We start from the raw sequence: 25759 nt of genomic DNA, 5'->3' as shown, positions 1-25759 counted from the left end.
CTTGAATTACTAACTGCGCGGGTCTAATAACATACGATGATGACCAATATTAAGGTTAAAACTCTCGCGCTGGGCGTGGCAACATTGATGGCAGCGGTGACGATTTCATTTGCCGATGAACCTGCGGCAAGTTCAACCACTCAAAGTAAAACTAACACCTCTGACAAAGCTGACAGCGCACCGAAGAAGCCCGCAAAGCCTACCCAGGCGGATGTGGCCTCAACCACCGCCAGTTTCGGCAAAATTGCGAAAACGGATGATCAATATAAATCGGCAGTTGACGCACATGCGCTGGCTGACGCTTTGAAAATGGTGGACAAGGACGGTGCGTTCAAAGGCATGGTGGCAAAAGTATTTGAGCCACGCGGGTTGGCGATTGTCGAGTTTGATGAGAACTATCGCACCGCGTTGACCGCTATTTTAAAGGGTGCGAATTTTACCAATTTTCCTGCACTCACAAATCTCGTTGGCAAAGAAGTCGTCGTGACGGGCAAATTCATTAAGTATCGCGACTCCGCCGAAATCGTTCTCGATAAACCTGAGCAGGTAAAAATCGTCCAGTAATCATTTGCTTCGAGCGGACGCCGATTTTGAGCGGTAGAACCAATAAATCGGCGTGCCGATCAGCACGAGCACGAGCCCGAAAGCGGAATTGATGATTGCGGGTTTGCCTGCAGCGACGGCGGCGTTGTAATTCGCCACGTCATTGATAACCGTGAAGATCAGATAGACCGTTGCGAAGATAATAAAAATCCACGGAACCCACGGGTAGCCCGGCACGCGATAGGGACGCGGGGTATTCGGCAGCTTGCGGCGCATGACAAAAACTCCGTATGCGCCCACCGCGTAGAAAATCCAACTCACAAAAATCAGCGTGTCCGTAAGGGTGTCAAACGTGCCGCTGAAAAGCAGCAGCACGCTCCAAACGCCCTGGATGACCAGCGACGCGGCGGGTGTGTGAAATTTCGGATGCGCATTGCCTAAAAATTTCGGGAAAACATTTCGCCGCGACATCGAAAAATAAACCCGCGCGCTGGCCAGGATGGTGGCGTTGGCGGTGCCAAAGGTCGAGACCATGACCGCCGCGGCAATCCAGCGTCCGCCGCTCACAAAACATTTTTCAGCGACGTCCGCCGCGACGAGTTTGGAATGCGCCATCACGTCAATGGGTAGCACATACGAATACGCGAGGTTGATCAACATGTAGATGCCCATGACGGCCAGCATGCCGATGCCCAGACTTAGCGGAATATTTCGTTGCGGTTGTTTCACTTCTCCGGCGATGTAGGTGATTTTATTCCAGCCGTCATAAGCCCAAAACGCTCCCTGCATCGCGGCGGCGATGGCGGCGGCCAATTCGACTCCGCGTGGATGAATGATGACGCTATTAGTGGTGAGGTTCGCGACGCTGCCGCCGGTGGGCAGCAGGAATGCGCCAAGAAAAAGCACGGCCATCGCGGCAACTTTCGCCACGGTAAAAATATTTTGTACCGCGCCGCCAAAACGCACGCCGATGTAATTGATTGCCGTAAGCCCAATGACGAGAGCAGCTGCGACGCCTTTGACGCCAATATCCGCGAGCGGCGCGACGTCACCGATAAACGGAAAATGAATCGAGAAAGCCGCGACCGCTGGCGTGAATTCGGGGAGTTTAACAAATTGAGTCGCATATTCCGCAAACACATAGGCGACCGCCGCGATGGAACCGGTTTGAATCACCGCGAAAACCGCCCACCCGTAAAGATACGCAAAGAACGAACCGAACATTCGCTCGAAATAAATATATTGGCCGCCGGTCTCGGGAATGATGCTCGCGATCTCGGCATTCGTCAGCGCGCCGAACAAAGTGATGATGCCCGCGATAAACCAGACGCCGAGCAACAGCGTCGGCGAGCCCACTTCGCCCGCCATGACACCCGCCTTGCGAAAAATCCCCGACCCAATGACGCCGCCGATGACCATCATCGTAGTGGTAAACAAACCGAGCGCGGGAACCAAACCGGCGTTGGCAGCGCGAGAATCGGCAGGGCTGCCGGACGGGTCGCTGGCTGGCAAATCCGTTTTCAATGCGCGGCAGCGTAACGAGCGAGGGAAGGGGAGGGCAAGGGGGATTATTCTAAGCTTCTATTATCAAACTGGATTAACTATCGTTCTCGAATTGCTGAGCAATAAATTCCAATCCAACTTGTGAATCTTTTTGACAAACTTCGGCAGCTTCGTCTGGGTGGTGTTGTGGGAGCCGTGTTGGCAGTGCTGTTTGGACTATTGTTCGAGCATTTTCAAATCGGACAGGGACTCAAAAATCGGAGTTACGATTTTCTCATTGCCTTGCGTCCATATATCGCAACGGACGAGATGCGCATGATTTACATGGATGATGAGTCTTACGCGAACTTAAAACAGCCAGAAAACGCGCCATGGAATCGCGCACTTCACGCAAAATTGCTCGATTACTTGAAAGCTGATCATGCGAAAGCGGTTACCTTTGACATTGTCTTTAGCGATCCGGGCCGGGATCCTGCGGCTGACCAAAGTTTTGCCGACGCGATTGAATCTAATGGCAAAGTTGTATTAGCCGCAGATTGTGTCATCACGGCAGTGGGCAGAAGTGTGTATGGAAGGAGTTATGTCCCGCCATACGACATGTTTTCTAAAACGAACTCGGCGATTGGGTCAGCAGAAATTCCGGCGGATGATGATCTGGTGGTTCGAAAGCATCTCCGGGTGGATCCTGATGAGCAAATTTTGGGAATAAGTTGGGTCACCGCCAATATGGCTGGAGCAGCGGTTACTAAAAAAGAAAAAGCTTCCGACCGGGATCGTTGGATCAATTATTACGGCCCACCATTGACAATTCCGAGCGTCAGCTATTTTCGTGTCCTCGACCCGCAAACACTTGATGACGCCGTGCCGAGAGGATATTTCAGCAATAAAGTCGTATTCGTCGGTTCGCGGGTTTCGACAAAATTTGGTGGTGATCGGAAAGATGAATACTCGACCCCGTATTCCTTTTGGTTAGCCAATAACCGTTTCATCCCAGGAGTTGAAATTCAAGCGACGGCTTGCTTAAACCTGATTCGTGGGGACTGGATTTCGACCGTTCCGTATCAGGAATGGTTAGTCATTATTCTAGGTCTTATAATTGGATTTGGACTTGCCCAGTATCGTCCTCTCCCGGCGGTTGGAATGGCCGCAGTAATTTCGGTAATTGTTCTCGCGATCAGTTATTTTTTATTTTCACGCCAACACCTGCTCGTTTTTTGGCTGGTCATCGTAGGCGTGCAAATCCCAATCGCTCTTTTATCTTCGGTTGTTTACAACTCCGTCCAACTCTACGTCCAGAACCGTCTCTTTGAGGAATCTCTCCGCATGTATCTCTCACCAAAGCTGGTGAAGAAATTTTCCAGCGAGAAGGACATTTTGAAACCGGGCGCGAAAAAGCAATTACTCACGGCCTTGTTTAGCGACATCGCGGGTTTTACTTCCATCTCGGAAGGGATGGATTCAGATGACCTTGCGGCGTTGATGAACCGGTATTTTGAATCGGCGGTTTCTGACTGCATTCACAAAACCGATGGGACGATTGTCAAATACATCGGCGACGCGATTTTTGCTTTTTGGAATGCGCCAGACTCGCAGGTGGATCACGCCATGCGCGCGTGCGAGGCGGCGTTGCGTTTTCGCGACCAGCCCAAGCAATACATCAAGGAACATCCGCTGATCACGCGCATCGGTTTGCATACGGGTGTCTCGAACGTCGGCAACTTCGGCAGCACGGCGCGCGTGGACTACACCGCTATTGGCGAAAACATCAATCTCGCTGCCCGCATGGAAGGCTTGAATAAATACCTGGGCACTGAGGTGTTGATTACCGCGGATACTCAAAGCGGAATTTCCGGGCGATTGCACACGCGGTTCCTCGGCGATTTTCAACTGAAGGGTTTCGAGAAAACGGTGGCCGTTTACGAATTGGTCGGGCAGGTCAGCGTGGCCGAAGCTCACAAAACGCTGGATGACGCGTTCGCGAAAGCGTTGGAACTATTTGTGAAAAAGGATTTCGTTGCGGCTGAAATGGCGTTTCATCGCGTGCTGGAAATCAACCCAAAGGACGGGCCATCGAAATTCTATTTGAAGTTTATCGCCGAAATTCGGGATCATCCGCTGCCGGATGATTGGAAGGGCGAAATCGAACTGAAGGAAAAATAATTACCGCCGAATCGCGCATCAGCGGAGCTTTGGAAAAAACTTTTGCGCCGTTGCGCACGTAGCCGCGCTTAATTCTTCCAGCGAACATCCTTTGGCCTTGGCCACGACTTCCGCGATTTCTTTCACGTAACCGGATTCACAGCGTTTGCCGCGATATGGCACGGGTGCAAGATAGGGCGCGTCGGTTTCCAGCATGAATTGATCGAGCGGCGTGACGGCGGCGGTATCGCGAACGCTCTGCGCATTTTTGAAAGTGATGATTCCCGTGAAACTCACCAGCGAACCCATCGCGACGATGCGCCGCATCGCCACCGCGTCATCCACGAAGCAGTGAAAAACTCCCCGCACGCGCCCGGCGAACGGCTGCATTTGTGAAAGCGTGTCTTCGAGCGCGCTGCGCTGATGCACGACGCAATTCAAACCGAACTCCGCAGCCACTTCGAGTTGTTGCTGAAAAATCGCGGCCTGCTTTTGTTTATAATGGGCGTCATTGGCAGTGGTGGCCTCGGGGTTTTCGCTGGGCAGATGATGATAGTCGAGCCCGGTTTCGCCGATGGCGACGACTCGCGGATGTTTCGCGTATTTGCGGAGCGCGGGCCGAATGTCGTCAGGAGCTTCGAGCACATTGGTCGGATGCCAGCCGACCGCCGCATAAATCGCGGGAAATTGTTCGGCAAGTTTGACCGCGCGCGCGCTGCTTTCAAGGTCCGTGCCGATGGCGATGATTTTGGTGATGCCAGCCGCCGCGGCGCGTTCAATCACCTGCGGCAAGTCTTCCGCATAATCGGGATAATCCAAGTGCGCGTGGGTATCGTAAAAAATTGCCATGTGTATATGATGTCCGGCGCCGGGCCGGCGCGATAATGTGATGTGGTTTGGCGAAATCCGCAATTCGTGATTTTAAGCGGGGCAAATAAACGGCTTGCCAGTGACCGCATGCTTTCAATAGATTTTGCGGAGACCAAGATCAACTAAACGCAATCTTAATTTTATGGCACGCCCCGTTACACTGTTCACTGGCCAATGGGCCGATTTAACGCTCGACACCGTCGCTCAAAAAGCCAAGTCCTTTGGTTACGACGGCGTGGAGCTTGCGTGCTGGGGAGATCATTTCGACGTCATCAAGGCGCAGGACAAAAAATATTGCGATGACCGCCACGCGTTGCTGGCCAAACACGGGCTGAAAACCTGGGCGATTTCGACGCATCTCGTCGGCCAGGCCGTGTGTGATAATATTGATGAACGCCATAAATCCATCCTCCCGCCGCACGTGTGGGGAAATGGCAAACCGGAAGACGTCCGCAAACGCGCGGCGGAAGAAGTCATCCGCGCGGCGCATGCGGCAAAAAATTTGGGCGTGAAAGTGGTCAATGGTTTTACTGGGTCGAAGATTTGGAGTTTGCTCTACAGTTTTCCGCCGGTCAGCGACGCGCAAATTCAGGACGGTTTTGCGGATTTTGCCGCGCGCTGGAATCCGATTCTGGACGAATTCAAAAAATGCAAGGTGAAATACGCGCTCGAGGTGCATCCGACGGAGATCGCTTTTGACATCGTCAGCGCCGAGCGTGCGCTTGCGGCCATTGGACGGCGGCCTGAGTTTGGTTTCAATTATGATCCCTCACACCTCGGTTATCAGGGGGTGGATTATGTGGGCTTCATCCGCAAGTTTGCCGACCGCATTTATCACGTTCACATGAAGGACGTTTATTGGTCGAACACTCCGACTGAAGCCGGCGTCTTTGGCGGTCACACAAAATTCGGCGACCCGCGCCGTTCTTGGGAATTCCGTTCGCTCGGCCGCGGCTCGATTAATTTCGAACGCATCATCCGTGCCCTTAACGATGCCAACTATCAAGGGCCGCTATCGGTCGAGTGGGAAGACATCGGAATGGACCGTGAACATGGAGCGACCGAAGCGGCGGCGTTCGTGAAACGGGTGGATTTCGCGCCCAGTAAAGTGGCGTTCGACGCGGCGTTCGATAAAAAATCGCAAGCGAAATAAATTTTCGCGCCGGTTCAAAACTTGCTGTTTAAATCCCGTGGCGTTGCGGCGCGCCCTTGGCGGCTGGCGGCGGGACGAAAGTTAAAACATCAATTTGATGCTGATACTTGGCGGCCGCTTCGCCGTGGTTCAACTTGTGGGCCAATTCGACGAGTGATTTATAGATGGCCAGCTGATCGGGATAATCAGGAATTTTTTGTAGAAATTGTTGATAGACTTCATACGCGTCCTGATCGCGCCCCAGCGGCTGTAATTGTTTGGCCAGATTCAGCATGAGGCGGACTCGCTGCTCCGGCGTGGGGTTAAGTTCAAGTGCCTTTTGCAACGCGAAGACCGAAGAGGAGGGCTTGCCTTGGTCGGTGTATAATTCGGCGAGTTTTTCCTGAAGCACCGCACTGGTTTTGAGCAAGTCCAACTGTTCCAGCGCGGCCACCAATTCCGCGACTGGTTTGCCGCGCAGGATGTCCACATTGATCGTGCGCAGATAAGACCATTCGACCAGCGGATCGTGCCGCCGTTCCAGATCTTTTTGCAAATCCAGCGGCGAGGTGCCGAACGGACGATAGAGCGGGTCGCCGACGACGGTCGTTTGCCACGAGACATAATTTTGGCAGGCGTAGGCGGCTTCGCCAAAACTAAACGCCGAGTAAATAAAACGCGCAAAGAAAATGCCAATATTAGGTGTGCCGCCGAGGTAAGGTTCATCCACACAGCCCATCGTCGCTGTGGCACCCAGCGCAAGCAGAGGGCCAACCCATTGACGCTTGGTCGTGCGCAAGGTGGCTGCGCTGAACGATTGCAAGTGATACGCAAAAGCGCCCGGCATGAATTCCACCGTTTGACGGGCAAATGGGCCCGTCGGATTTTCCTCATACCAGCCAGCGTAAAGCGCCGTCTGACTCATGGGAAAACCTGGCGGGAACGTGCTGTAATTGGAATCCACAATCGTGTCGTAGCCGGCCGCGTGGGCAACTTCCGCCGCGAGGTTTATCCAATCGTCGCCAAGCCGGTACGCACTTCCGACAGGCAATCCGCGCGTATCGAAATAAGCGCGGCCCCACAAGCCGTTGGTTTCTGCTTCCATGGCTTTGTCCACGAGCGCGCGCGCGATCGCCGCCGTCGGGCCATCCAAGCGCGCCACGAGTAAAATTCCGTTGGTCGGATTAAAAAGAGCGGCATTGGTGCATCCGTAAAAAAAATTCTGGCGCGGCCCCGCAAGCAGCATGTGATCAAGAACCGGTAGACAGGCAAGTTCACTGTCCACCGCAGCTTCGTTCCGGCGAAATGCGGGAGGCACTTGGCCATCGTCTTCCTTGAGGCTTGGATCTTTGACAATCGTCAGCGGCACGCCATAACAAAGCACGAGGTAACGGATGCTAGCCGAGATCACCGCGCGAACCACCTTGCGAGGCTGTCCGTTGGTGGCGGGGATGGTTATCGAACCGAAGCGCATGAAATTTCTGGCTTCGAGTTTCTTTTCCAGCGGCTTTTGCAACATGTCTTGAAATTCCGCGCGGCTGATGGTTTCGCGCTCGGGCAAGTCCATTCCGAATACCTGCCATCCCGGCACATGACGCATCGCGGCGTAATGTTCCGCGACGTCCCTGGATTCAGGAACGCGCGTATTGTAAATGACCACCACCTGGTCCCCTTGGCCGGCGGCATAAATGCGCATTCCCGGCATCAGCCACGTGAGCAGGCTTAAAAGAATCAGCAGTCGTTTCATTGCACTTTTCACACTAAAATTAGCCTTGCTCACGTTTTGCTAACAGTCAACTTTCAGTCCATCGTAGGCCAGCGTGACGCCCGGCGGCAATTCCGCTTGCGACATATCGTGGTCATAGTCCTGCGTCAGGTGCGTGAAATAAGTTCGCCCCGCTCCGATGCGCCGGGCGGCGGTCAACGCTTCATCGAGGCACATGTGAGTCGGGTGTGGCATTCGCCGCAGGGCATCCAGCACGACGACTTCCACTCCGGCGATCAGTTTGACGATTTCGGGCGGCACTTCCTTGCAATCGCTGAGATACGCGAGTCGTTTTATCCCGGCTTGAACGAACAAGTAACCATTCGTATGGATGCGCCCGTGAGGAACGGGCAGGGGAGTGATTTCCAGATCGCCCAAGGTGAAGGGCCCTTCGACAATGTGCGGTTCGGGAATGAAATATCCTTTGGGCCACGGGCCGTCGTGAAACGCGTAGTTGAAAACGCGTCGCAACGCATTCATCGTTTCGGCATTCGCATAGATCGGCAGGGCGCGCCCGTCGCGCAAGTCGCAGAACCGGCGGCAATCGTCCAGTCCCATGACATGGTCGGCATGGGGATGCGTGAAGACCACGGCATCCAGCCAGCGGATATTTTCGCGCAGCATTTGAGTGCGAAAATCCGGGGTGGTATCCACGGAGATTTTGACTTGGTCCGTTGCCACATAAATGGACGGGCGGGTCCGGTGGTTTTTTGGGTTGGCGAGAAATTCTGGCGGGTAATCCATCCCGATCATCGGGACGCCTTGCGACGTGCCCGAACCCAGAAAGATAAACGAGAATGACATTGCTAAACTTTTATTTTGCCGAACGATAACATAATCGCCAAATTGAACACGGCAAATTTAACATGTTGACGATACTTCGCATCAAAAACCTCGCGCTGGTGCCCGACCTGACGCTCGAGTTGCAGCCGGGCTACAACGCGATCACCGGCGAAACGGGCGCGGGCAAGTCCATCATCATCGGCGCGCTGAACCTCGTGCTGGGTGAACGCGCCGACCGGACGTTGATCCGCAGCGGCAGCGAGAGTTGCTCGGTCGAGGCGGTATTCGAGGTCACACATTTGCGCGTGCCGCTGAAAGATTTTCTCGAGGAGAACGGGCTTGAGCCTTGTGAAGAAAATCAAATTGTCCTTAAGCGCACTTTTACCGCGGCGGGCGCGAACCGGCAATTCATCAACGGTTCGCCGACGACGCTGGGCACGCTGGCCACGCTGGGCGAATGGCTGGTGGATATGCACGGCCCGCACGATCATCAATCGCTGCTTCACGCGGCACGGCAGCTTTCCATTCTCGATGCGTTCGGAAATTTGTCGGCGCGGCGAACTGCCTTTGGCGAATTAGTGAAACACCGGGCGATGCTCGAAGGTGAAAAAGCCAGCCTGATTGTTGACGAAAAAACCTATGCTCAACAACTCGATTTGCTGCACTTTCAGGTAAACGAAATCAATGCGGCGCGCTTGCATCCGGACGAAGAAGCGCAAGTCCAGCAGGACTACCAGCGTGCGAGCAACGCGCAAAAACTTCTCGAACTCAGCCAGGGCGCGCTCGACCTGCTCAGTGAAAATGAAACCTCGCTGCTCACCAGCGCGGGGCTGCTCGGCCGGCTTTTGCAGGAGCTTCAACGCATTGACGCGAGCGCCACTGATTTGCTGTCGGAGCACGAACAAATGGTAATCCATTTGCGCGAGCTTCAGGAGAGCCTTGGACATTACGCGGATAAAGTTGATCTCGACCCGGGGCGGTTGCAGGAATTGGAGGAGCGGTTGAACCTGATTCATTCGCTCAAGCGGAAATATGGCGGCTCGGTTGCAGAAGTCATCGCCTTCGGCGAAACCGCGCAAACGAAATTACAGCAGCTTGAGCAACGCGACGCCGAACTGGCGCGCATCAACGGTGAACTTAAAAAACTGGACGCCGAACTTTGGCGCGTTGGGCAGGAGCTTTCCATACAACGGCGTAAAGTGATTCCGCAACTTGCCAAGTCTGTTGTAAAACAACTCAAAGACCTGGGGTTTGCGCAGTGTCATTTCGACATTAGCATCAGCACGGCGGAACGTGGTTCGACCGCGGCAAAGCCGTTATCGGCGTGGGGGTTGGACACGATTGAATTTCAATTTGCGCCGAATGTCGGCGAACCGCCGCGTCCGCTGCGGGCGATTGCTTCGTCCGGCGAAATGGCGCGGGTGATGCTCGCGCTGAAAACGGTGCTGGCGCAGGTGGACGAAATTCCCGTGCTGGTGTTCGACGAAGTGGATGCGAATGTCGGCGGTGAGACGGCGGGCGCGGTCGGCGAAAAGATGCAGCAGATCGCGCGGCAGCGACAGGTTCTTTGCATCACGCACCTCGCGCCGGTTGCGGCGAGCGCGTCGGCTCATTATCTGGTCAGCAAACAACTCAAGGAAGGTCGCACCATTTCCGAAATCACGTTGCTCAATCGCAAGGACCGCGTTACTGAACTCGCGCGCATGCTGGGCGGCCAATCAGATGCCGCGCGCAAACATGCCGAGGAACTTTTGAAAAACTCCGCAGCCCACGCGGCGGCGTAGCGAAGGCAAGCGGCATCATCCATGATAATGAGGCGGCTTCGGATTCGTGGATTTTATCCGTTCCATTTCCATGCTCTCGACGGTTTGCGACACCTGCTGTTGGACAAGTTGCAACTTGGAAAGAGCGCGCGCCTGCTCCAAAACGACCTGGTTTAATTGATCATACTGGTGTTCGAGGTGCGCCAGATTCGATTCCAACTTTTCCAGGCGTTCAGCCAATTCTTTGTCCATGCCTGAACCTAATCGAAAAAAATGCGCGTTGGAAGCCAAGTATCACTTCCTGCTTTCCTTCCGTTTCGGCGCGCCGCACAATTTATTAAAACATGGCCGTCACAAAACTTCCCGCGACCGAACGCCTGCTGCAACAGCACGTTCAACGATTGCTTGCCTGTCGAAAATGCCCCGATATGCATCCGCCCGTGGTGAGCGGCGGCGCGGTAGTCAGCCGCGTGATTCTGGTGGGACAGGCGCCCGGTGATAAGGAACCGGTGCTGGGTCGTCCGTTTGCTTGGACGGCGGGGAAAACCTTGTTCCGCTGGTTCAACGAAGCGGCGGGCATGAGTGAGGAAACATTTCGAGCGGCGGTATATATGGCGGCGGTATGCCGTTGTTTTCCGGGCAAGAAAGCCACGGGCGGCGACCGCGTGCCAGCGCCCAATGAAATTCAAAATTGTTCAGTCTGGTTCAAGCGCGAGATAGAAATCCTTCAGCCGCACCTCGTCATTCCCGTCGGCAAACTCGCCATCGCGCAATTCATTCCGTTGCAAAAGCTCGACCACGTCATCGGCAATCAAATGTCCGTCACGTATTCGGGACACGCGTTTGACCTAATACCGTTGCCGCATCCGTCAGGTGCTTCGCCGTGGCATCGCATGGAGCCGGGCAAGACGCTACTGAATAAAGCGCTAGGATTGATCGCGCAGCACCCGGCGTTTCGGAAATTGCCGAGTGCGAACAAGGCGATGGTAAAATCCACAGCCGCAACCTAGCCCGAATGTCGCTCCGCAAAAAAATCATGATCGTCCTGGGCGTAGCGACCGCGGGTGCGATAATGTATGTCATTTGCTGTGTCATTTCGTTGATTTACACGATTCGCCGCATTCCCGAGGCGTATGCGGCATGGGACACAGGGACATTTCTCGTTGAATATATGAAAACCCATACCAACTCCTGGCCGGCTTCGTGGTCGGAGCTATCCACGCTTGCGAAAACAAATTCTGGAGGAGGTTTTGTGCTTAGAGGCGCAAACGGCCCTAACTATATATTCACACTTTCAAATAAAGTCGCGATTGATTGGAGCTTTAAGCCAACACCCGGGAATACGAATTGGCCCGTGACGCGAATGGATGGAAAAAGATTTCCTATTGTTTGGCAAGACGGGGAACCCAATGCGATGATCCACGATTATTTGAATGCGCCCAGGGAAACCAACAGAACACCGGTCATTTTCCAAAAAGGTTCCGCACAATCTTCAACTCTTCCTTGATCAACGTGATATTAATTCCAAATGCCCACATGGCGGCGATGAACATGATAGCGTACGAGCCAAGCAACAGGAAAATGTGCATCGCCGAATCCATCGGCCAGATGTGCCGCAACCACGCCGCGAGGATGATGCCCACAAACGGCGCGAGCCAGCCTTTCAATACCCACGGCAGCCACGCCATTTGAAGATGGCGGCAGACGTAGCGGCTTGCGAACAAGCTCAACAGCGATTGGGCAATGACCGTAGCCATCGCAATGCCGGTGAGCGAATCAAATCTCATCGCCACGAGCGACAAGCCGAAATTGATGAATCCGGTGCCGCCGATAACGAGGCCCATCGCGCGCAAACCGCCTTTGCCGGAGCGAATTGCCAGTTGAATTCCAGCGTCGCCACTCGTGGTCACCGCCATGTTCAAGGCAAATGCGAGTTGCAAAGGCAAGGTCGCCGGCGAAATCGGATGCGGGTGATGCGCCCACCAAACGTGCATGAATAAATTATTTCCGGCGAGATAGGCGAGAGCCGCGCCGCAGCCGAACAACGCCTGGAATTGATTGAGCTTGCGCATCTCCACCCGCACTCGTTCGTGGTCTTTGGGATCCTCGGAGGCCATCCAGCGCGTAATTTTTGGCAGCGCGACAAAACTTGCGGTCAAGGCGACGAACACGACGATCTCGCAGAATTTATAATTGAATTGATAATAGTCGAGCGTGCCCAGAACGAAGCCGGAATGCGCATTGATCAGCAGGCCGTCCGTGTTGCGGTAAATTGAATTTCCGAGAACCGAGAGATAAACCCAAACGCTGCTTTCAAAAAGCGAACCGGCCATGCGCCAGTCAAAACTGATCGGCCACAGCCGGCTTAGCACCGGATGAGATACGCGCACGTAAAATCTGAACAGGCAAAGGCCGGTGATGGAAGCCGCGAGGTAGGGCAGGTATTGGATCCAAAGCGGCTGACGGTGCGCCGCCAAAAGGTAGTGGCCCATCAGCGAAAGTTGCAACAGCACGAAGGCCGGCAGGATCGGCCAGGTGACGTTGCCGCACGCGTAATTGATGTTGCTGATGTAGCTGTTGAGCAACACTCCCGCCATCAGAAAGGCTCCGACGCGAAACACGGCCGAGAGTGACCCCGCGCCCGGCGTGTCGCGAAAGTGAAGCCACTGCGGCAGCCACGGTGAAGAGATGAGAACCGTTCCACCGACGAAAATGGCAAGAATCAAAAAAACCGTTCGCGCCGCTGCGAGGAATTTTTGCATCTCGGCTTCCTTCTCCTTGCCCATGCCGAGATATTGTCCAAGGCGCACGCCGACCGCGCCGCCCATGCCGAGATCTCCGAGCCCGCCGAACGAAAGCACATTTTGAAACGCGAGGAAAAGACTGTTCATCTGCTGGCCCATCGCGCCGACGAGGAGGCGGATCCAGATCAGGTTCGTCGCGCTGGTCAGCACGCGCGCGCTGATTTGCAGCAGCAACGCGAGCCGCGAGGCGCTGCGTTGCTTGATCAGCCATTGGCGCAAACCCAGTTTGGTGGACATATCGAAGTCAGCGCATCACCGGCGTCCCAGGGCGGCGGTGAATGCTTTTACAAAAAGCCATTTCGTGGGCCACGGTTTTCCCGCGGCGCGGCAGTAAATAGCGGACTGCTTCAGCACGAGCCACAACTCCAGCCAATGGTTGACCTTCGCGCCGCCGCTTTCGTTCAAACATTGTTTCGTAGGCGAACCGTGGGCGAGGATTTCATGGAGGTTTTCCAACCCGTAATGAAGCACCAGCAACAGGTGAAGATTCAGCGCGGCGTAGTGGGGCAATTCGGTGGAGTAACCGCCCATCGCCTGCCAGGCGGTTCGGTGGTACGCAAAATTAATTGGGCGTGAAAAAAAACTGAAACCGGCCGGAAAATAATTTGAGAATTCTGCAGCCGTCAAACTGTCGCGGGAAAAATTTGCGGTGATGGTCTCGGTTCCCCATTCGGTTTCGCGGGTCCAATCGCAGGAAATGATTCGCGCGTTTGGCCGTGCGGCAATGCGTTGTTTGAGACGGGCGGTGTAGCCGGGTTTTAACTGTTCGCCGGGAAAAAGCGGCTTGAGCCACGCAGCCTCGGATCGCGCGCAGGCCCAATTCAAATGCTCAATTTCGTTCATTTGAAATGGAGCTTTGATGCGGCGCGTGGAAATGCCTCCGGCGGAAAGCTGGCGTTGCGTTGCGTCAACGGAATTGCCATTCGTTCGAGAAAATTTATCAGCGAGCACGACGGCGAAATTGCGATCCGTCTGTGCCAGGAGCGAAGCCACTGTCTGTGACAATGCGGCCCCGCATTCGCGTACAGGCAGGATGATTTCCAATTCGTGTTCCATCGTCAGCGTCCTCGCAGGTAACTCCGCGTCTCACGCAGCAGCACACGCGCAAAGGAACTCCACGCAAATCCGGCGCGTTCCGCCCAGGCGCGATAAGCGATCATCGAATGATAGGTCAGGGTTTCGCGAAAAGTGTCCCGGCGTTTTTCCCCAAGGCCGGTTGAGAAACGCGCGCCGTGGATATTAAAATTACAAAGCGGTTCGGCCAGGCCCAGCGCGCCAAAATGCGACGCGATCGCGCAAAAAAGCAAACTATCGGCGCAGATGGGAAACGAAGTGGCGTAGCCGCCGCAAGTGACAAACACGGATTTTTCGTAAGCCGCCGCACTGGGCGGCCCGAATTGCATGCCATAACGCAGCACGACCTCTTGCATCTCGCGCGCCGAACGGAATCCGCCGGACCAAACGCTTTTGACCGTCAATGGCAGATAACCCACGCGATGCAAAACGTAACTCGAATAGACATAACGACAGGTGGGATTGGTCAAGCTCGCGAGACGAAGCTTTGCAATATAATCCGGTTCGAGCCAGTCACCGGCAAAGACGGGCTTGAGCCATTCGGCGTGCGCCTCGTGGTGCGCCCAGTTCCAATGCTCAACCCGGCCGATCTCGAAAGGCGGTCGAACGCGCCGGACGGAAATGCCTGCTGCTTCAAATTGTTTTTCAGCGCTGGAAAAGAATTCGCCGCCCGACGTGGAAAAATTATCGCTGAGCAAAACCGAGAACCGCCGGTCCGTTTGGGCCGCGAGCGATTTCACCGTTCCCTCGATGACCGCAGTGGGATTGCGCAGCGGCAAAATGATTTCGAGCGTGTTCAATGGCGGGTTAAGGGCGCGGCATGTTGCCGGAAAAATTCGGTCTTTTTAAAAAGCTCCATGTCTTCGGGCGTCCCGACGCCGTGCATCCCGGCGTATTCGCGGCCGGTTTTCATGGTGATGATTTTTGCGCCTTCGCCGATCAGTTGATTGTAGGTGGGCGCGACGTAAAATTCATTGTTCACGCGCAGGTTGGCGGCGATCATGGCATCGGCGGCGCGGACGTAATCGTGTCCCGCGCGAAAATTATAAATGCCCACGGTCGCTTCATTGCTCACGACTTTTTTTTCCACGACCTCGGTGACGGCCTCGTTTTTATCCAATCGGCAATACGACCACTTGGGATGATCCGACCAGAATGTCATGATCAATCCGCCGACGTTGGGAGCATCGGCAGCGGCGAGATAGTCGTTGACGTTGAGTTCCACGAGTTGATCGCTGTTCGCGATCATGAGCGGATCGGTCGAATCAATAAATTTGCGTGCGAGCAACACCGTGCAAGCCGCGCCTTCGGTGACTTGCGCGACAGGAACAATTTCGCAACCGGGACAGAGGCGGCGGAGTTCAGCAGGCACTTCGGGATAAGCCGTAAGATGCTCGGCGAGGCAGAGGAAAATAAAACGATGCGGCCGATTCGGGCGGATATTATCAATGACCCATTGAATCATCGGGCGGCCGCCCAGTGGGATGAGTGGTTTGGGAGTCGTGTAACCCGCATTGGCGAAGCGGGAGCCGCGTCCGGCCATCGGTATGACAATTTGTAATGTGCTCATCAAATCCGCGCCTATACTTGTGGATTCGGCGATTGGATGACAAGCCATAAACCTAACTGCTTAGGTTTTATGAAGTCTATTTGCGGCAACCGTGCGTATGAATTGCAACAGGACGAAGGCCACGCAACTCCAACCAAAAACGTCCCCGTGAGCGCGGTAAAAAGTCGCGGCCCGCTTCTCGCCAATAGCCAATGCGGGTATGTGCGCGACCAAAAATCCTTCGCCGTAAATACCGTGTTCTTTGCTTTCAAAAATCTGGCGGAGGCGGCCATTGGCATCTATCCAACAGGTGAGGCCATTGTTCGAGCAGCAGACGAGCGGCACGCCATTTTCCACGGCGCGAAAAATTCCGGCTGCGCCCTGCTGCCATTGGGCCGCGCCGTCGCCGAACCAGCCGTCATTGGTGAGGTTCACGAGGAAGTCGGTATCGTCATCCACGTATTCCCGCGCGAAATGAGGGAAGACATCCTCGAAACAGATGAGCACGGAAATTTTCACGTGCGGATCTTCGAGTTGAAAAGGAGTGATGCGGTCGCCCGGCGTGAAGAAACCATCAATCGGCGTGAAATATTTTAAAAACGGCATCCATCCACTGAAGGGAACGTATTCGCCGAATATAACGAGGTTGCGCTTTTTATAACGCTCCACGAGCCGGCCGTCGGGGCTGATGAGAAAGCTGGCGTTGAAATGATCGGCATCGCGCGGCGAGGTGGCGTGCGGTTTGGGCTCTTCATCATCGGAACCGATAATCATCCAAGCGTGATTGGAGCGTGCGAGACCGGTAGTGGCTTCATAAATTTCGCGATCGTAGCGGAGCATGCGCGGCAACGCGGCTTCAGGCCAGAGGATGATGTCGGGTTTTTCTTTTGCCGCCGTCGTGGAAAGTTGCAGCAATTCGTTGAAGCGATGCGAATCCTCCAGCGGGTCCCAAATCAAGCTTTGCGGAATGCTCGGCTGGATGAGCGCGACGGTGACTTCGGGCGAATTTGTTTTTGAACGCAACAATTTTTGAGAGCCGGTGAAGCAAAGGGCCGCGACCGCGAACATCGGCAAAATAATTTCGGCGACCCAAGCCGAGCGTTTGGCCGGGCGGCGAACCACGATAGCCGCTGCGCACAAAATCGAAAGCGCACTCCACACGACAAGGAAGGACAGGCCGTAGATGCCAGTGATCGAAGCAATTTGGATCAGCGGGACGAGTTTGTATTGCGAGCTACCCAGGATGTTCCAGGGAAATCCACCGAGAAAACGGGCGGCGATCATTTCCAGTGCCACCCAGGAGGCGGCACCGGTGATTGTCCAGAGCATGCGGCTCGCCCAGGGCACGGTGAAGAATTGTTCGGCCAGGTTTTCGACAGATGATGCGGAACCTTTGCCGTCCATTTTCGCCGGGAATAATTTCCAGCAAAGCCACGTCCAGGTGGCGGGATAGAGCGCCATAAATGCACTCAGAGCCGCCCAGCCAAGAATAGGAAATCCGCGCACGGGAATCAGCAGCAGCCAATAGAGCGATGCGAGATAGTGCGCCAGACCGGCGGCGTAACCGATGCGGAAAGTTTGCCGGCCATTAGTGCCAACGGCGGCGAGCAGGATCAATCCCGGCGCGACCCACGCCAACCCGGCGACGCTTATTTTCGGCAGCGACGCAGCAAGCAGCAGGCCGGCGAGAATCGCCCACGGATAGCGGCTTCGGATGCAGGACAGCAATTTCAATCGTGGCAGCTTGCCCAAAATTTTCACAAACGCAAGCGGGTCTTGCCTTTTACGGAGTGTCGGGCCAATCTAACGCAAGGTTTGAAAGCGGAAATATGAAAATAAAAAACTTCTATATTTTTTTGCTGATTGTAATCGCCGGCTGCGCTGCGCCACAAAAACAAGCCGAGCAAAAAATCAAGGTGCTCATCCTCACGGGCGGCCACGCGTTTAAAGCGGAGCCTTTTTTCAAGATGTTCGATGATAATCCCGAGATCACATGGACGACCGACAAGGACATCAAAACGGCCGAGCCCTATGATCGCGCAGACTTGTTTAGTTATGATGTGGTGGTGCTTTATGATTCCCCGGTGAACATGACCGATGCGCAGCGCGCGCGATTTCTCGCTTTGTTCGACCACGGCATAGGTGTGATCGTGCTGCATCATGCGTATCTGTCATATCCGATGTGGCCCGAGTTCGAGCGCATCACGGGTGGCCGTTATATTTATCAAAAAGAACAGATGACGAATGGAATCCAGTCATCCACTTATAAAGGCGACGTAGATATTCCCATCACGGTGGTGGACAAAGACAATCCCATCACTGCCGGGCTGTCCGATTTCACGCTGCACGACGAGCGCTATTTCAATATGCACATGCGGGATAATTTCACGCCGCTGCTCAAAAGCGGAGACCAGGTCGTCGCGTGGTCGCGCAAAGAAATCAATTCACGCCTGGTCGGAATCATCGTCGGTCATGGCTGCTACGAAGACCCGAATTTCCGAAAGTTGCTTCAACAAAGCATCCACTGGGCAGCCAAGCGGTAACCTGGATTACGGAAAGACCAGGCTTACTTCAGCGATGCGGCGCGCGCGGGCCACGAGACTTTCGTCGGCATTGACGACGATGGCGCAACGCGACTGTTCCCACACCGGAAGGTCAACTGTGGAATTTCCCGCGTAATCAAAATTTTTCCTGCCAAATTTTGCGGAGAGCGTGTGGCCTTTATTTCGCCCGCGCTGGTTGGTTTTGCCATCGCTGGCGACGACTTCGTCAAAGAGGCCGACATGATCCGCAACTGTTTTCGCGAGTCGAAAATCCGCAGCGGTCGCCAGCACGAGCATGCGTCCCTGGCTTTTTTCCGATTTTAAATATTCGAAAAACGGCTGATGATAGGGAAGCAATGCGGCATTTAATTCGACGCGTTCGGCAATTTTCATTTTCATCAAAGCCCGGCCGCGCAGGAACCAACCGCCGATCAAAAACAGATAAAACGGATTGCGTTTGAGCAGCAGTCGCATGGAGACCCACAGGACATCCGTGCGAATCAACGTGCCGTCGAGGTCCACGCAGAGCGGGACCGTAGAGGCTTGCGAGTTGGCGGGCGCGGAGGGCATGTAATTAATTTAGGCCGGCCAACTTAGCCGGGAGGGTTGGCGATTGACAAGACGGAACGCATTTTATAGCGTGCGCCGTGCATTTCCTTTTCCATAGCCAACCTGCCTTCGCACTGATTTTTCTGCGCTTTCCGCAATTCCGCCGAGTGTCATGATGCGTAAACGGTTTTGGCTGGTGTTTTCGCTGGTCTTCACGTGGAAGATTGCGCTTTATATTTTCACGGCCCAACCCGTTCCGGCAAACGACTCTTTTTTTTATGACGGAGCGGTAATTCATCATTTGCTGCACGGCGGATATTACAATCCCTGCATTGCGCTGGCATTTCCGATTTCGGGCGCCGAAATTTTCAGCGCCTATCCGCCAGGGTATCAGTTGCCATTACTATTATGGATGTCCGTATTTGGAACGTCGGCGCTTTCGGCAATGGCCCTGCAATTAACTTTCTTCGGACTTTATTTGGTGGCGCTGCTTTTGATTTTGCGGCGTCTGCAAATACCGCCGTGGTGTGTGAATGTAGCTGGTGTGTTCCTGTTGTCGCTGTCATTCCATGATCGTCCGGATGGTTGCGCGCATGTGCTGGGAATGTTCGCGGTTTATTGCTGTATTCGTTCGCGAAAAATATTTGGCGGAACCGGGGCAACGGGGTTGTGGACGTGGTTGATGCTATTGTTGATCGTGCTCGCGATTTGCACCAGTTTGCAAATCGGCACCACGTATTTCGGTTTGATATTCATCGCGACACTTGCCGCCAGTTATTTTGGAAAGGAACCGGTTCCGCTGATTTCACTAGCGCTGATGGTGGTGATTCCTGTAATGCTGGTATTACTGGTGAAGGCGGCGTTGCCACAAGCGTGGGCGGGCTTCATGGAAAATGTGCATCAGACACCGTTTATCATCGGATTTCACAAACCGCGTTTTGGCGAAGTGGCAAAAATCCTGCGCTCGGTTCCGGGATTGCTGCTGGTGGCGGCACTGCTCGTGATGTCGTGGTTCAAACAGCATTATGATTTTGAGTCAGATACTGGCCGGCGCGAAGAAATAATTCTGCTGGCGGCGTTGCTGCCGGCGTTGGGCATTGTGGTCGCGAGCGTATCGGTGATTTCGCCGAACACGGTCGGCATCCCAAACTATCTGCAACCGCTGATCGTGGCGTGTTACCTGGCACTGACGGTATCATTGCGCGTCAGTGAAACATGGAGGCGCTGGCAGGTTATCCTGCTGATACCGGCGATGCTGCTGGTTTCAGCGCGAAGCTTCGGCATGACGACGTGGGGCGTGGTTTGTGCGCGCGACTTTGGCTATCGGGATTCATTGCGGCGTGTTGAAACTGAATTGGCAGGCCAGCCGCACGGCGCAAAAGTGGTGATGTCGGCTGCATTTCTCTACGGCGCAGCCGCGCACGACGACGTACAGTTTATCCATTCAGATTGGATGGCGCGGGCGGACGGGGATTCGCTTTATTCGGATACGGCGGCGCTCGTGGCGTTGAAGCCGAAGAAAATTATTTTAACGCAATACGATTATTTCCGGCGTTATCAGGAAGTTCTTAAAAAGGCAAAAATGGACCCAAGCCTAAAGAACATAGAAATAGAAAACGCGGCGCGCGTGCGCTCGCCGGATTCCTATGAGGCGCTTCAGAAAGTTGTGCAACACATTTCGTGGGCGCCTGTGATCGTCACGCTTACCTGGCAGGACGTGAAATAAATTTGCGTCAGGCGCGCGCGGCTTCAGAGAGAAACCAGGTGCGCCGCTCCGTCTGGTCCACCCACACTTCGATCAAGCTCGCAGTCGCGATGTCTTTGTGTTCCTCGCAAACTTCGTGGGCAAAACGGAAATATTTGATCAATGAAAGATTGTCATCGCGAAGTTCGGCGAGCATGTCGGACGGAGCAACGAATTCAGCGTTGTTATCTTTGAGGCGCTGGTATTTCGCAATGTCGCTGATGGAATGAAGCGTATTGCCGCCGATCTTGCGAGCGCGTTCGGCGATGTCGTCGGTCATGGCAAAAATTTGGTCGGAATGCTCATCGAGCAGCAAATGGTAATCGCGGAAATGCGGGCCGCTCATGTGCCAATGGAAATTTTTTGTCTTCATATAAAGCGCGAAAACATCGGCGAGGAGCTGGCGCAAAACGCCGCAGATTTCGGCGACACCGGATTCGCTGAGGTCAGTGGGCGTGGCGAGGGCTTTAGAGACGCGCGCGGCGGTTTGGGTTCCGTTATTTCTTTTCATGGTTTTGATTCCGTTGGTTAAATTTTTAGATCACTTCCGCAGTCCGGAATATTGTCATCGTTCTTTAATGGCAAAGAAGCAAGGCGAAATTTTAACGGGGAAAGTGACATTTGCCTTTTGCCGTGCAGGTAACGAATGAAAGCGAACGCCAGGACCAATATTTAATTGCGTGGCCCGCGTTCTGGTTTAATCTGCGGCGTATGATGCGAACGATTGTTTTGGGAAATAGCCCGTTGGTCAGCAGCCGACTGGCTTATGGCTGCTGGCGATTGGCGGGAACGTGGAATCCGGCGGAGGTGACAGCCGAGGCGGTGGTGCAGGGGCGGCGCGCGGTGGTTGCCGCATACGAGGCGGGATACACGCTGTTCGACCACGCCGATATTTATTGCCGCGGCGAGGCGGAGCGGATTTTTGGCGAGGCGCTAAAGGACATGCCGGGCGTGCGCGAAAAGATTTTGATCGCGACGAAATGCGGAATCCGTTTCCCCGGCGAGCCGGAGCCGGCGAGTCCGCATCGTTATGATTTTTCGGAAGAACATATCATCAAGTCTTGCGAAGGCTCTTTGAAGCGGCTGCGGATCGAGACGATTGATCTCTATCAGTTGCATCGGCCGGACTTTTTGGCGGACCCGGAGGAAATCGCGTCGGCGTTCGTGAAATTAGAAAAAGCGGGCAAGGCGCGGTTTTTCGGCGTAAGTAATTTCCGGCCTTCTTTGGTCACGGCGTTGCAAGCAGCATGCCCGATGCGGCTGGTGGTAAATCAAGTCGAGATCAGTTTAGGAAAATTGGATTGTTTCACAGACGGAACGCTTGACCAGTGTCTGGCCGAAAAGATAACGCCGCTGGCGTGGAGTCCGCTGGCGCGAGGAATATTGGGCGACGGCGGCGGAAGCGTGACGCCTAATCTCAAGCCGGTCGAAGGGCAGGAAAAAATTCTGGCGGTGCTGGACGCGACGGCGTCTGCCCACGGGGTGAGCCGAACGGTGATTGCGTTGTCGTGGTTGCTGAAACATCCGAGCGGCATCGTTCCGATTGTGGGCTCGATCAATCCGGAGAGAATTCGCGAAGCGGCGCGCGCGGTGGAGGTAGAACTTTCGCGCGAAGAATGGTATCAGCTGCTGGTCGCGGCGCGGGGAGTACCTTTGCCGTAGGTTTGAAAAATAATTTAATTTCGAAATCACTTTGCAATCTCCCAAAGAACTTGGATATCGCATGCCCGCGGAATGGGAACCGCACACGGGGACATGGTTCACCTGGCCGCGTCCCGAAGGCATCAGCTTTCCCGATAAATACGACACTGTGCCGCCCGTGTATGCGGAGTTGATCCGGCATCTGGTTCAGGTTGAGGACGTGAACATCAACGTGTGGGACGCGAAGATGGAAGCGTGGGTGCGGGATTTGTTGCGCGAAAATAAAACGCCGCTGGAGCGTGTGCGCTTCCATCATTTTCCGGCGTATGAACCGTGGTGCCGCGATCACGGGCCAATTTTTTTGGTGCGCGAGAAAAATGGGCAGCGTGAGCGCGCGGTGGTGGATTGGGATTATAATGCGTGGGGTGGAAAATATCCGCCGTTTGATTTGGACGACGCAATTCCGCAACACGTCGCGAAGCTGCGCGAGTTGCCGCTGTTCTCGCCTGACATCGTCATGGAAGGCGGCTCGATTGAAGTGAACGGCTGCGGCACGGTTTTGACGACGGAAGCATGTTTGCTGAATCCAAATCGCAATCCGCAGCTTACCAAAACGCAGATCGAGAAATATCTTTGCGATTACCTGGGGGTTTCAAATGTGCTTTGGCTGGGCGAGGGGATCGTGGGCGACGATACCGACGGGCACATTGATGATATTTCGCGTTTCGTGAATCCGACGACGATTGTCACGGTGGTGGAGGAAGACCCGGCGGATGAGAATTACGAACTGTTGCAGGAAAATTTGCGGCGCTTGCGCGAGTTGCGCGACCAGGATGGGAAATTATTTCGCATCGTGGAATTGCCGATGCCCGGGGTGGTGGAATACGACGGGCAGCGTCTGGCCGCGAGCTACGCGAATTTTTATATCGCGAACGAAATGGTGCTTGTGCCAACCTACCGCCATGCGAACGACGTGAAGACGCTGGAGATTTTGCAAAAGGAATTTCCCGGGCGGCGCATGGTGGGCGTGGATTCGACGGAATTGATTTGGGGACTGGGATCGTTTCATTGCATCAGCCAGCAGGAGCCGAGGTAAAATCTTGTAACGCTCCAGACTTTATTTCATTTTAACGCATGCCAAATCCCTGGACTGGAAAAGGAAATCCTTACACGCGCAAGGAAGTCATCGCCCGGCTGCGGGCGACGTTGAAGCGAGGCGAACCGGTGATCGCGGCGGGCGCGGGCACGGGCATCAGCGCCAAATTCATCGAGCGCGGCGGGGCGGACCTGATCATCATTTATAATTCCGGGCGCTTCCGCATGGCGGGCCACGGTTCGACGGCGGGCTTGATGGCTTATGGCGATGCAAATGCCGTCGCGATGGAAATCGGCGAACACGAAGTGCTGCCGGTGGTGGAAGAAATTCCGGTGATTTGCGGCGTGCATGCCACCGACCCGCGCCGCCGGATGTGGCATTGGCTGTTGCAGGTGAAAGCGATGGGATTTTCCGGCGTGAATAATTTTCCGACGCACACGATTGTGGATGGGCATTTTCGCCAAGTGCTTGAAGAAACCGGCATGAGCGTGGAGAAGGAATTTGAGATGGTTGCGCTCGCGCGAAAGATGGATTTGTTCAGCATCGTTTATGTGGCGACGCCGGACGAGGCGAAGGAGATGGCGAAGGCGGGCGCGGATGCGATCATTGCGCACGTGGGGACGACGGTTGGCGGCTCGATTGGCGTGCGTGGGGCGACTTGCACGATGGACGACGCGGTGGACCGGACGCAGAGCATCATCGAAGGCGCGCGCAAGGTTCGCAAAGATATTATTTTTCTGTCGCACGGCGGGCCGATCAGCACCCCGGCGAATGCGGCTTATATCAATGAACACACGGATTGCGTTGGCTTCGTCGGCGCGTCGAGTTTGGAAAGATTGGCCGTGGAAAAATCGCTGACGGACCTGACGCGGGAGTTCAAAAAAATCCCGGTGCAAAAAAAATCACTGAGGGCGTTTGGAAAAAGCTAATGCGCTTTTGCGGCGGCGATATTTTTTAGCAGGGCGCCGGCGCAGGCTTCGGCAAAGGCGGGATCATTTATCGCACAATCCATTTCAATGACTTCGATGTCCGGCCGGAGTCCGCGCTTGAGGGCACCGAATAATTTTTGATCGGCATCGGTGTCCGCAAACGGCTGACTCGGCTGACTGATCACGCTGATGCCGCCGTGGGGCAACAATACAGTCACGGGGCCGGTGGAGATGTTTAATTTATTTGCGATGATCAAGCCGAGTTGAGCGCATTCGTCGGCGGTGGTGCGCATTAGGGTGACTTGCGGGTTGTGCGGATAAAATTTGCGGCCTTTGAATTTGGCGGGAATGGTTTCGGGCCCGTGAAAATTCACCATGTCGAGGCAGCCGGGCGCGACGACAGCAGGCACGCCATTTTTTGCAGCGGCTTCGAGGCGTTGCGAGCCCGCGCTCAATACGCCGCCGACCAATTCATCCGCCCATTCAGTCGTCGTGACATCGAGCACGCCCGCGACGAGTCCGGTTTCAATGAGCGATTCCATCGTGCGACCACCAGTTCCCGTGGCGTGGAAAACGAGCACTTCATATCCGGCTTGCTCGAGAATTTTTCGCGCGGCCTGGACGCAGTCGGTGGTGTTGCCGAACATGCTGGCGGCGATAATGGGTTTGTCGGCGGTGGAAGCATCGTCCGAATGAACCGACTCAACCATCCCACAAATCGCCCCGGCAGCGCGGGTCAGGATCTGGCGCGAAATGCGATTGAGTCCCGCGATGTCCACGATGCTGGGAAACATCACGATGTCTTTGACGCCGACATATTGCGCGGTGTTGCCGCACGCGAGGGTGGACACCATGACTTTGGGAAAACCGATGGGCAGGGCGCGCATCGCGGCGGTCCCGATGGCCGTGCCGCCACCGCCGCCGAGAGAAATGACACCGGAGATTTTTTTTTCAGCGGCAAGGCGCGCGAGGATGATCGGCGCACCTTCAACCATGATTTGCACGGCCGCGCCGCGGTCGCGGGTTTGAATGGCGGCGGCGAGGTCGTGACCGGCGGCGGCGGCGACTTCCTCGCGCGCAACGTCAGGCCGCAAAGAGGGTTCGTCTAAAATGCCGGTGTCAATGACCAGCACATCATGGCCGCGTGCGCGAATTTGCCGGGCGACAAAGGCGTGTTCGTCGCCCTTGGTATCCATTGTGCCGAGAAGTGCGATGGTGGCCATAGGTGGTGAGGCGAGTTTAAACACGCTGGCGAAGAGTTTAAAAGGTTTTCCGAATCGCGACCGGCAAATGCCATTTAAATCAAGCTTCGCAGAAAAGAGGAATGGCATT

At 54.8% G+C, this 25759-nt stretch carries 24 protein-coding genes; 11 read left to right on the top strand and 13 right to left on the bottom strand.

What is annotated here, in order from left to right:
* The first annotated feature begins 36 nt into the window (after nucleotides 1-36).
* Nucleotides 37-564 carry a hypothetical protein gene (locus VH413_08155; GenBank protein HEX3798659.1) on the top strand — a complete coding sequence of 176 codons (528 nt, stop codon included), beginning with the start codon at nucleotides 37-39 and terminating at the stop codon, nucleotides 562-564.
* Here the strand turns inward: VH413_08155 and VH413_08150 are convergent, their stop codons facing one another.
* On the bottom strand, nucleotides 565-2055 hold the full coding sequence (locus tag VH413_08150; GenBank protein ID HEX3798658.1) for an amino acid permease: 1491 nt from the start codon (nucleotides 2053-2055) through the stop codon (nucleotides 565-567).
* A 132-nt stretch (nucleotides 2056-2187) separates the two neighbouring features.
* Here VH413_08150 and VH413_08145 point away from each other — a divergent pair, with 132 nt between their 5' ends.
* A complete protein-coding gene (locus tag VH413_08145; protein ID HEX3798657.1) occupies nucleotides 2188-4206 on the top strand; it encodes an adenylate/guanylate cyclase domain-containing protein in 2019 nt (672 codons plus the stop codon).
* Nucleotides 4207-4224: 18 nt separating this feature from the next.
* Here the strand turns inward: VH413_08145 and VH413_08140 are convergent, their stop codons facing one another.
* Nucleotides 4225-5034, bottom strand: coding sequence for a TatD family hydrolase (locus VH413_08140; protein HEX3798656.1), 810 nt, complete (start codon nucleotides 5032-5034; stop codon nucleotides 4225-4227).
* A gap of 163 nt (nucleotides 5035-5197) precedes the next feature.
* Here VH413_08140 and VH413_08135 point away from each other — a divergent pair, with 163 nt between their 5' ends.
* Nucleotides 5198-6208 carry a sugar phosphate isomerase/epimerase family protein gene (locus tag VH413_08135; GenBank protein HEX3798655.1) on the top strand — a complete coding sequence of 337 codons (1011 nt, stop codon included), beginning with the start codon at nucleotides 5198-5200 and terminating at the stop codon, nucleotides 6206-6208.
* A 28-nt stretch (nucleotides 6209-6236) separates the two neighbouring features.
* Here the strand turns inward: VH413_08135 and VH413_08130 are convergent, their stop codons facing one another.
* Nucleotides 6237-7934, bottom strand: coding sequence for a TIGR03790 family protein (locus VH413_08130; protein HEX3798654.1), 1698 nt, complete (start codon nucleotides 7932-7934; stop codon nucleotides 6237-6239).
* 39 nt (nucleotides 7935-7973) lie between these two features.
* Entirely contained in the window at nucleotides 7974-8756 is a 783-nt protein-coding gene (locus VH413_08125) for an MBL fold metallo-hydrolase (GenBank protein ID HEX3798653.1), read from the bottom strand.
* 62 nt (nucleotides 8757-8818) lie between these two features.
* On the opposite strand from VH413_08125, the gene recN reads away from it, so the two are divergent.
* On the top strand, nucleotides 8819-10519 hold the full coding sequence (gene recN / locus VH413_08120) for a DNA repair protein RecN (GenBank protein ID HEX3798652.1): 1701 nt from the start codon (nucleotides 8819-8821) through the stop codon (nucleotides 10517-10519).
* Between the two features lie 15 nt (nucleotides 10520-10534).
* On the opposite strand, the gene VH413_08115 is transcribed toward recN, so the two are convergent.
* Nucleotides 10535-10750 carry a SlyX family protein gene (locus VH413_08115; GenBank protein HEX3798651.1) on the bottom strand — a complete coding sequence of 72 codons (216 nt, stop codon included), beginning with the start codon at nucleotides 10748-10750 and terminating at the stop codon, nucleotides 10535-10537.
* A gap of 92 nt (nucleotides 10751-10842) precedes the next feature.
* Here VH413_08115 and VH413_08110 point away from each other — a divergent pair, with 92 nt between their 5' ends.
* Together VH413_08110 and VH413_08105 are read left to right on the top strand one after the other, a co-directional pair.
* Nucleotides 10843-11508, top strand: a complete 666-nt coding sequence (locus VH413_08110; GenBank protein ID HEX3798650.1) for a uracil-DNA glycosylase family protein — start codon at nucleotides 10843-10845, stop codon at nucleotides 11506-11508.
* Between the two features lie 26 nt (nucleotides 11509-11534).
* Nucleotides 11535-12005, top strand: a complete 471-nt coding sequence (locus VH413_08105; protein ID HEX3798649.1) for a hypothetical protein — start codon at nucleotides 11535-11537, stop codon at nucleotides 12003-12005.
* Here VH413_08105 and VH413_08100 read toward each other — a convergent pair.
* Genes VH413_08100 through lnt form a run of 5 tightly spaced genes read right to left on the bottom strand, consistent with a single transcriptional unit; the run spans nucleotide 11962 to nucleotide 17677 of the window.
* Nucleotides 11962-13539: a hypothetical protein gene (locus tag VH413_08100; GenBank protein ID HEX3798648.1), complete on the bottom strand. Its 1578-nt coding sequence runs from the start codon at nucleotides 13537-13539 to the stop codon at nucleotides 11962-11964. The two genes, VH413_08105 and VH413_08100, sit on opposite strands and share 44 nt — an antisense overlap.
* Before the next feature lie 15 nt (nucleotides 13540-13554).
* Complete coding sequence (locus VH413_08095) at nucleotides 13555-14358, bottom strand: glycosyltransferase (protein ID HEX3798647.1); 804 nt, start codon at nucleotides 14356-14358, stop codon at nucleotides 13555-13557.
* Nucleotides 14359-14360: 2 nt separating this feature from the next.
* Entirely contained in the window at nucleotides 14361-15176 is an 816-nt protein-coding gene (locus tag VH413_08090; protein ID HEX3798646.1) for a glycosyltransferase family 2 protein, read from the bottom strand.
* Nucleotides 15173-15994, bottom strand: a complete 822-nt coding sequence (locus VH413_08085) for a glycosyltransferase family 2 protein (GenBank protein ID HEX3798645.1) — start codon at nucleotides 15992-15994, stop codon at nucleotides 15173-15175. Before VH413_08085 ends, VH413_08090 begins: the two co-directional genes overlap by 4 nt.
* Before the next feature lie 12 nt (nucleotides 15995-16006).
* Nucleotides 16007-17677, bottom strand: a complete 1671-nt coding sequence (lnt, locus tag VH413_08080) for an apolipoprotein N-acyltransferase (protein ID HEX3798644.1) — start codon at nucleotides 17675-17677, stop codon at nucleotides 16007-16009.
* A 77-nt stretch (nucleotides 17678-17754) separates the two neighbouring features.
* Between lnt and VH413_08075 the strand changes: the two genes are divergently transcribed.
* Nucleotides 17755-18468 (top strand): ThuA domain-containing protein, encoded by a 714-nt coding sequence (locus VH413_08075; GenBank protein HEX3798643.1) that lies wholly within the window; start codon nucleotides 17755-17757, stop codon nucleotides 18466-18468.
* Nucleotides 18469-18474: 6 nt separating this feature from the next.
* Here VH413_08075 and VH413_08070 read toward each other — a convergent pair whose 3' ends face one another.
* The gene (locus tag VH413_08070) at nucleotides 18475-19038 is read right to left on the bottom strand and encodes a haloacid dehalogenase-like hydrolase (GenBank protein HEX3798642.1); all 564 of its coding nucleotides are present in this window, start codon (nucleotides 19036-19038) and stop codon (nucleotides 18475-18477) included.
* Between the two features lie 151 nt (nucleotides 19039-19189).
* Between VH413_08070 and VH413_08065 the strand changes: the two genes are divergently transcribed.
* The gene (locus VH413_08065; protein HEX3798641.1) at nucleotides 19190-20743 is read left to right on the top strand and encodes a hypothetical protein; all 1554 of its coding nucleotides are present in this window, start codon (nucleotides 19190-19192) and stop codon (nucleotides 20741-20743) included.
* 7 nt (nucleotides 20744-20750) lie between these two features.
* Here the strand turns inward: VH413_08065 and VH413_08060 are convergent, their stop codons facing one another.
* The gene (locus VH413_08060; GenBank protein ID HEX3798640.1) at nucleotides 20751-21272 is read right to left on the bottom strand and encodes a DNA starvation/stationary phase protection protein; all 522 of its coding nucleotides are present in this window, start codon (nucleotides 21270-21272) and stop codon (nucleotides 20751-20753) included.
* A gap of 200 nt (nucleotides 21273-21472) precedes the next feature.
* Between VH413_08060 and VH413_08055 the strand changes: the two genes are divergently transcribed.
* The 3 genes from VH413_08055 (at nucleotide 21473) to VH413_08045 (ending at nucleotide 24427) form a co-directional block, all read left to right on the top strand.
* On the top strand, nucleotides 21473-22423 hold the full coding sequence (locus VH413_08055) for an aldo/keto reductase (protein HEX3798639.1): 951 nt from the start codon (nucleotides 21473-21475) through the stop codon (nucleotides 22421-22423).
* A 61-nt stretch (nucleotides 22424-22484) separates the two neighbouring features.
* On the top strand, nucleotides 22485-23498 hold the full coding sequence (locus VH413_08050; GenBank protein HEX3798638.1) for an agmatine deiminase family protein: 1014 nt from the start codon (nucleotides 22485-22487) through the stop codon (nucleotides 23496-23498).
* A gap of 38 nt (nucleotides 23499-23536) precedes the next feature.
* Entirely contained in the window at nucleotides 23537-24427 is an 891-nt protein-coding gene (locus tag VH413_08045) for a phosphoenolpyruvate hydrolase family protein (GenBank protein ID HEX3798637.1), read from the top strand.
* Here VH413_08045 and VH413_08040 read toward each other — a convergent pair.
* Nucleotides 24424-25650, bottom strand: a complete 1227-nt coding sequence (locus tag VH413_08040; protein ID HEX3798636.1) for a Tm-1-like ATP-binding domain-containing protein — start codon at nucleotides 25648-25650, stop codon at nucleotides 24424-24426. The two genes, VH413_08045 and VH413_08040, sit on opposite strands and share 4 nt — an antisense overlap.
* Between the last annotated feature and the right edge of the window lie 109 nt (nucleotides 25651-25759).

This window comes from Verrucomicrobiia bacterium, assembly GCA_036268055.1.
In the GTDB taxonomy this organism is placed as follows: domain Bacteria; phylum Verrucomicrobiota; class Verrucomicrobiia; order Limisphaerales; family Pedosphaeraceae; genus DATAUW01.
Note: the sequence above shows the minus strand (reverse complement) of the source record. Positions and strands in the feature narration are given on the sequence as shown.

Bases quoted from the DNA above. Each gene is read 5' to 3' on its own strand.
- VH413_08155 (HEX3798659.1), top strand. From the start codon at position 37: ATGATGACCAATATTAAGGTTAAAACTCTCGCGCTGGGCGTGGCAACA.
- VH413_08140 (HEX3798656.1), bottom strand. From the start codon at position 5,034: ATGGCAATTTTTTACGATACCCACGCGCACTTGGATTATCCCGATTAT.
- VH413_08135 (HEX3798655.1), top strand. From the start codon at position 5,198: ATGGCACGCCCCGTTACACTGTTCACTGGCCAATGGGCCGATTTAACG.
- VH413_08130 (HEX3798654.1), bottom strand. From the start codon at position 7,934: ATGAAACGACTGCTGATTCTTTTAAGCCTGCTCACGTGGCTGATGCCG.
- VH413_08125 (HEX3798653.1), bottom strand. From the start codon at position 8,756: ATGTCATTCTCGTTTATCTTTCTGGGTTCGGGCACGTCGCAAGGCGTC.
- recN (HEX3798652.1), top strand. From the start codon at position 8,819: ATGTTGACGATACTTCGCATCAAAAACCTCGCGCTGGTGCCCGACCTG.
- VH413_08115 (HEX3798651.1), bottom strand. From the start codon at position 10,750: ATGGACAAAGAATTGGCTGAACGCCTGGAAAAGTTGGAATCGAATCTG.
- VH413_08110 (HEX3798650.1), top strand. From the start codon at position 10,843: ATGGCCGTCACAAAACTTCCCGCGACCGAACGCCTGCTGCAACAGCAC.
- VH413_08105 (HEX3798649.1), top strand. From the start codon at position 11,535: ATGATCGTCCTGGGCGTAGCGACCGCGGGTGCGATAATGTATGTCATT.
- VH413_08100 (HEX3798648.1), bottom strand. From the start codon at position 13,539: ATGTCCACCAAACTGGGTTTGCGCCAATGGCTGATCAAGCAACGCAGC.
- VH413_08095 (HEX3798647.1), bottom strand. From the start codon at position 14,358: ATGGAACACGAATTGGAAATCATCCTGCCTGTACGCGAATGCGGGGCC.
- VH413_08085 (HEX3798645.1), bottom strand. From the start codon at position 15,994: ATGGCTTGTCATCCAATCGCCGAATCCACAAGTATAGGCGCGGATTTG.
- VH413_08075 (HEX3798643.1), top strand. From the start codon at position 17,755: ATGAAAATAAAAAACTTCTATATTTTTTTGCTGATTGTAATCGCCGGC.
- VH413_08070 (HEX3798642.1), bottom strand. From the start codon at position 19,038: ATGCCCTCCGCGCCCGCCAACTCGCAAGCCTCTACGGTCCCGCTCTGC.
- VH413_08065 (HEX3798641.1), top strand. From the start codon at position 19,190: ATGATGCGTAAACGGTTTTGGCTGGTGTTTTCGCTGGTCTTCACGTGG.
- VH413_08060 (HEX3798640.1), bottom strand. From the start codon at position 21,272: ATGAAAAGAAATAACGGAACCCAAACCGCCGCGCGCGTCTCTAAAGCC.
- VH413_08055 (HEX3798639.1), top strand. From the start codon at position 21,473: ATGATGCGAACGATTGTTTTGGGAAATAGCCCGTTGGTCAGCAGCCGA.
- VH413_08050 (HEX3798638.1), top strand. From the start codon at position 22,485: ATGCCCGCGGAATGGGAACCGCACACGGGGACATGGTTCACCTGGCCG.
- VH413_08045 (HEX3798637.1), top strand. From the start codon at position 23,537: ATGCCAAATCCCTGGACTGGAAAAGGAAATCCTTACACGCGCAAGGAA.
- VH413_08040 (HEX3798636.1), bottom strand. From the start codon at position 25,650: ATGGCCACCATCGCACTTCTCGGCACAATGGATACCAAGGGCGACGAA.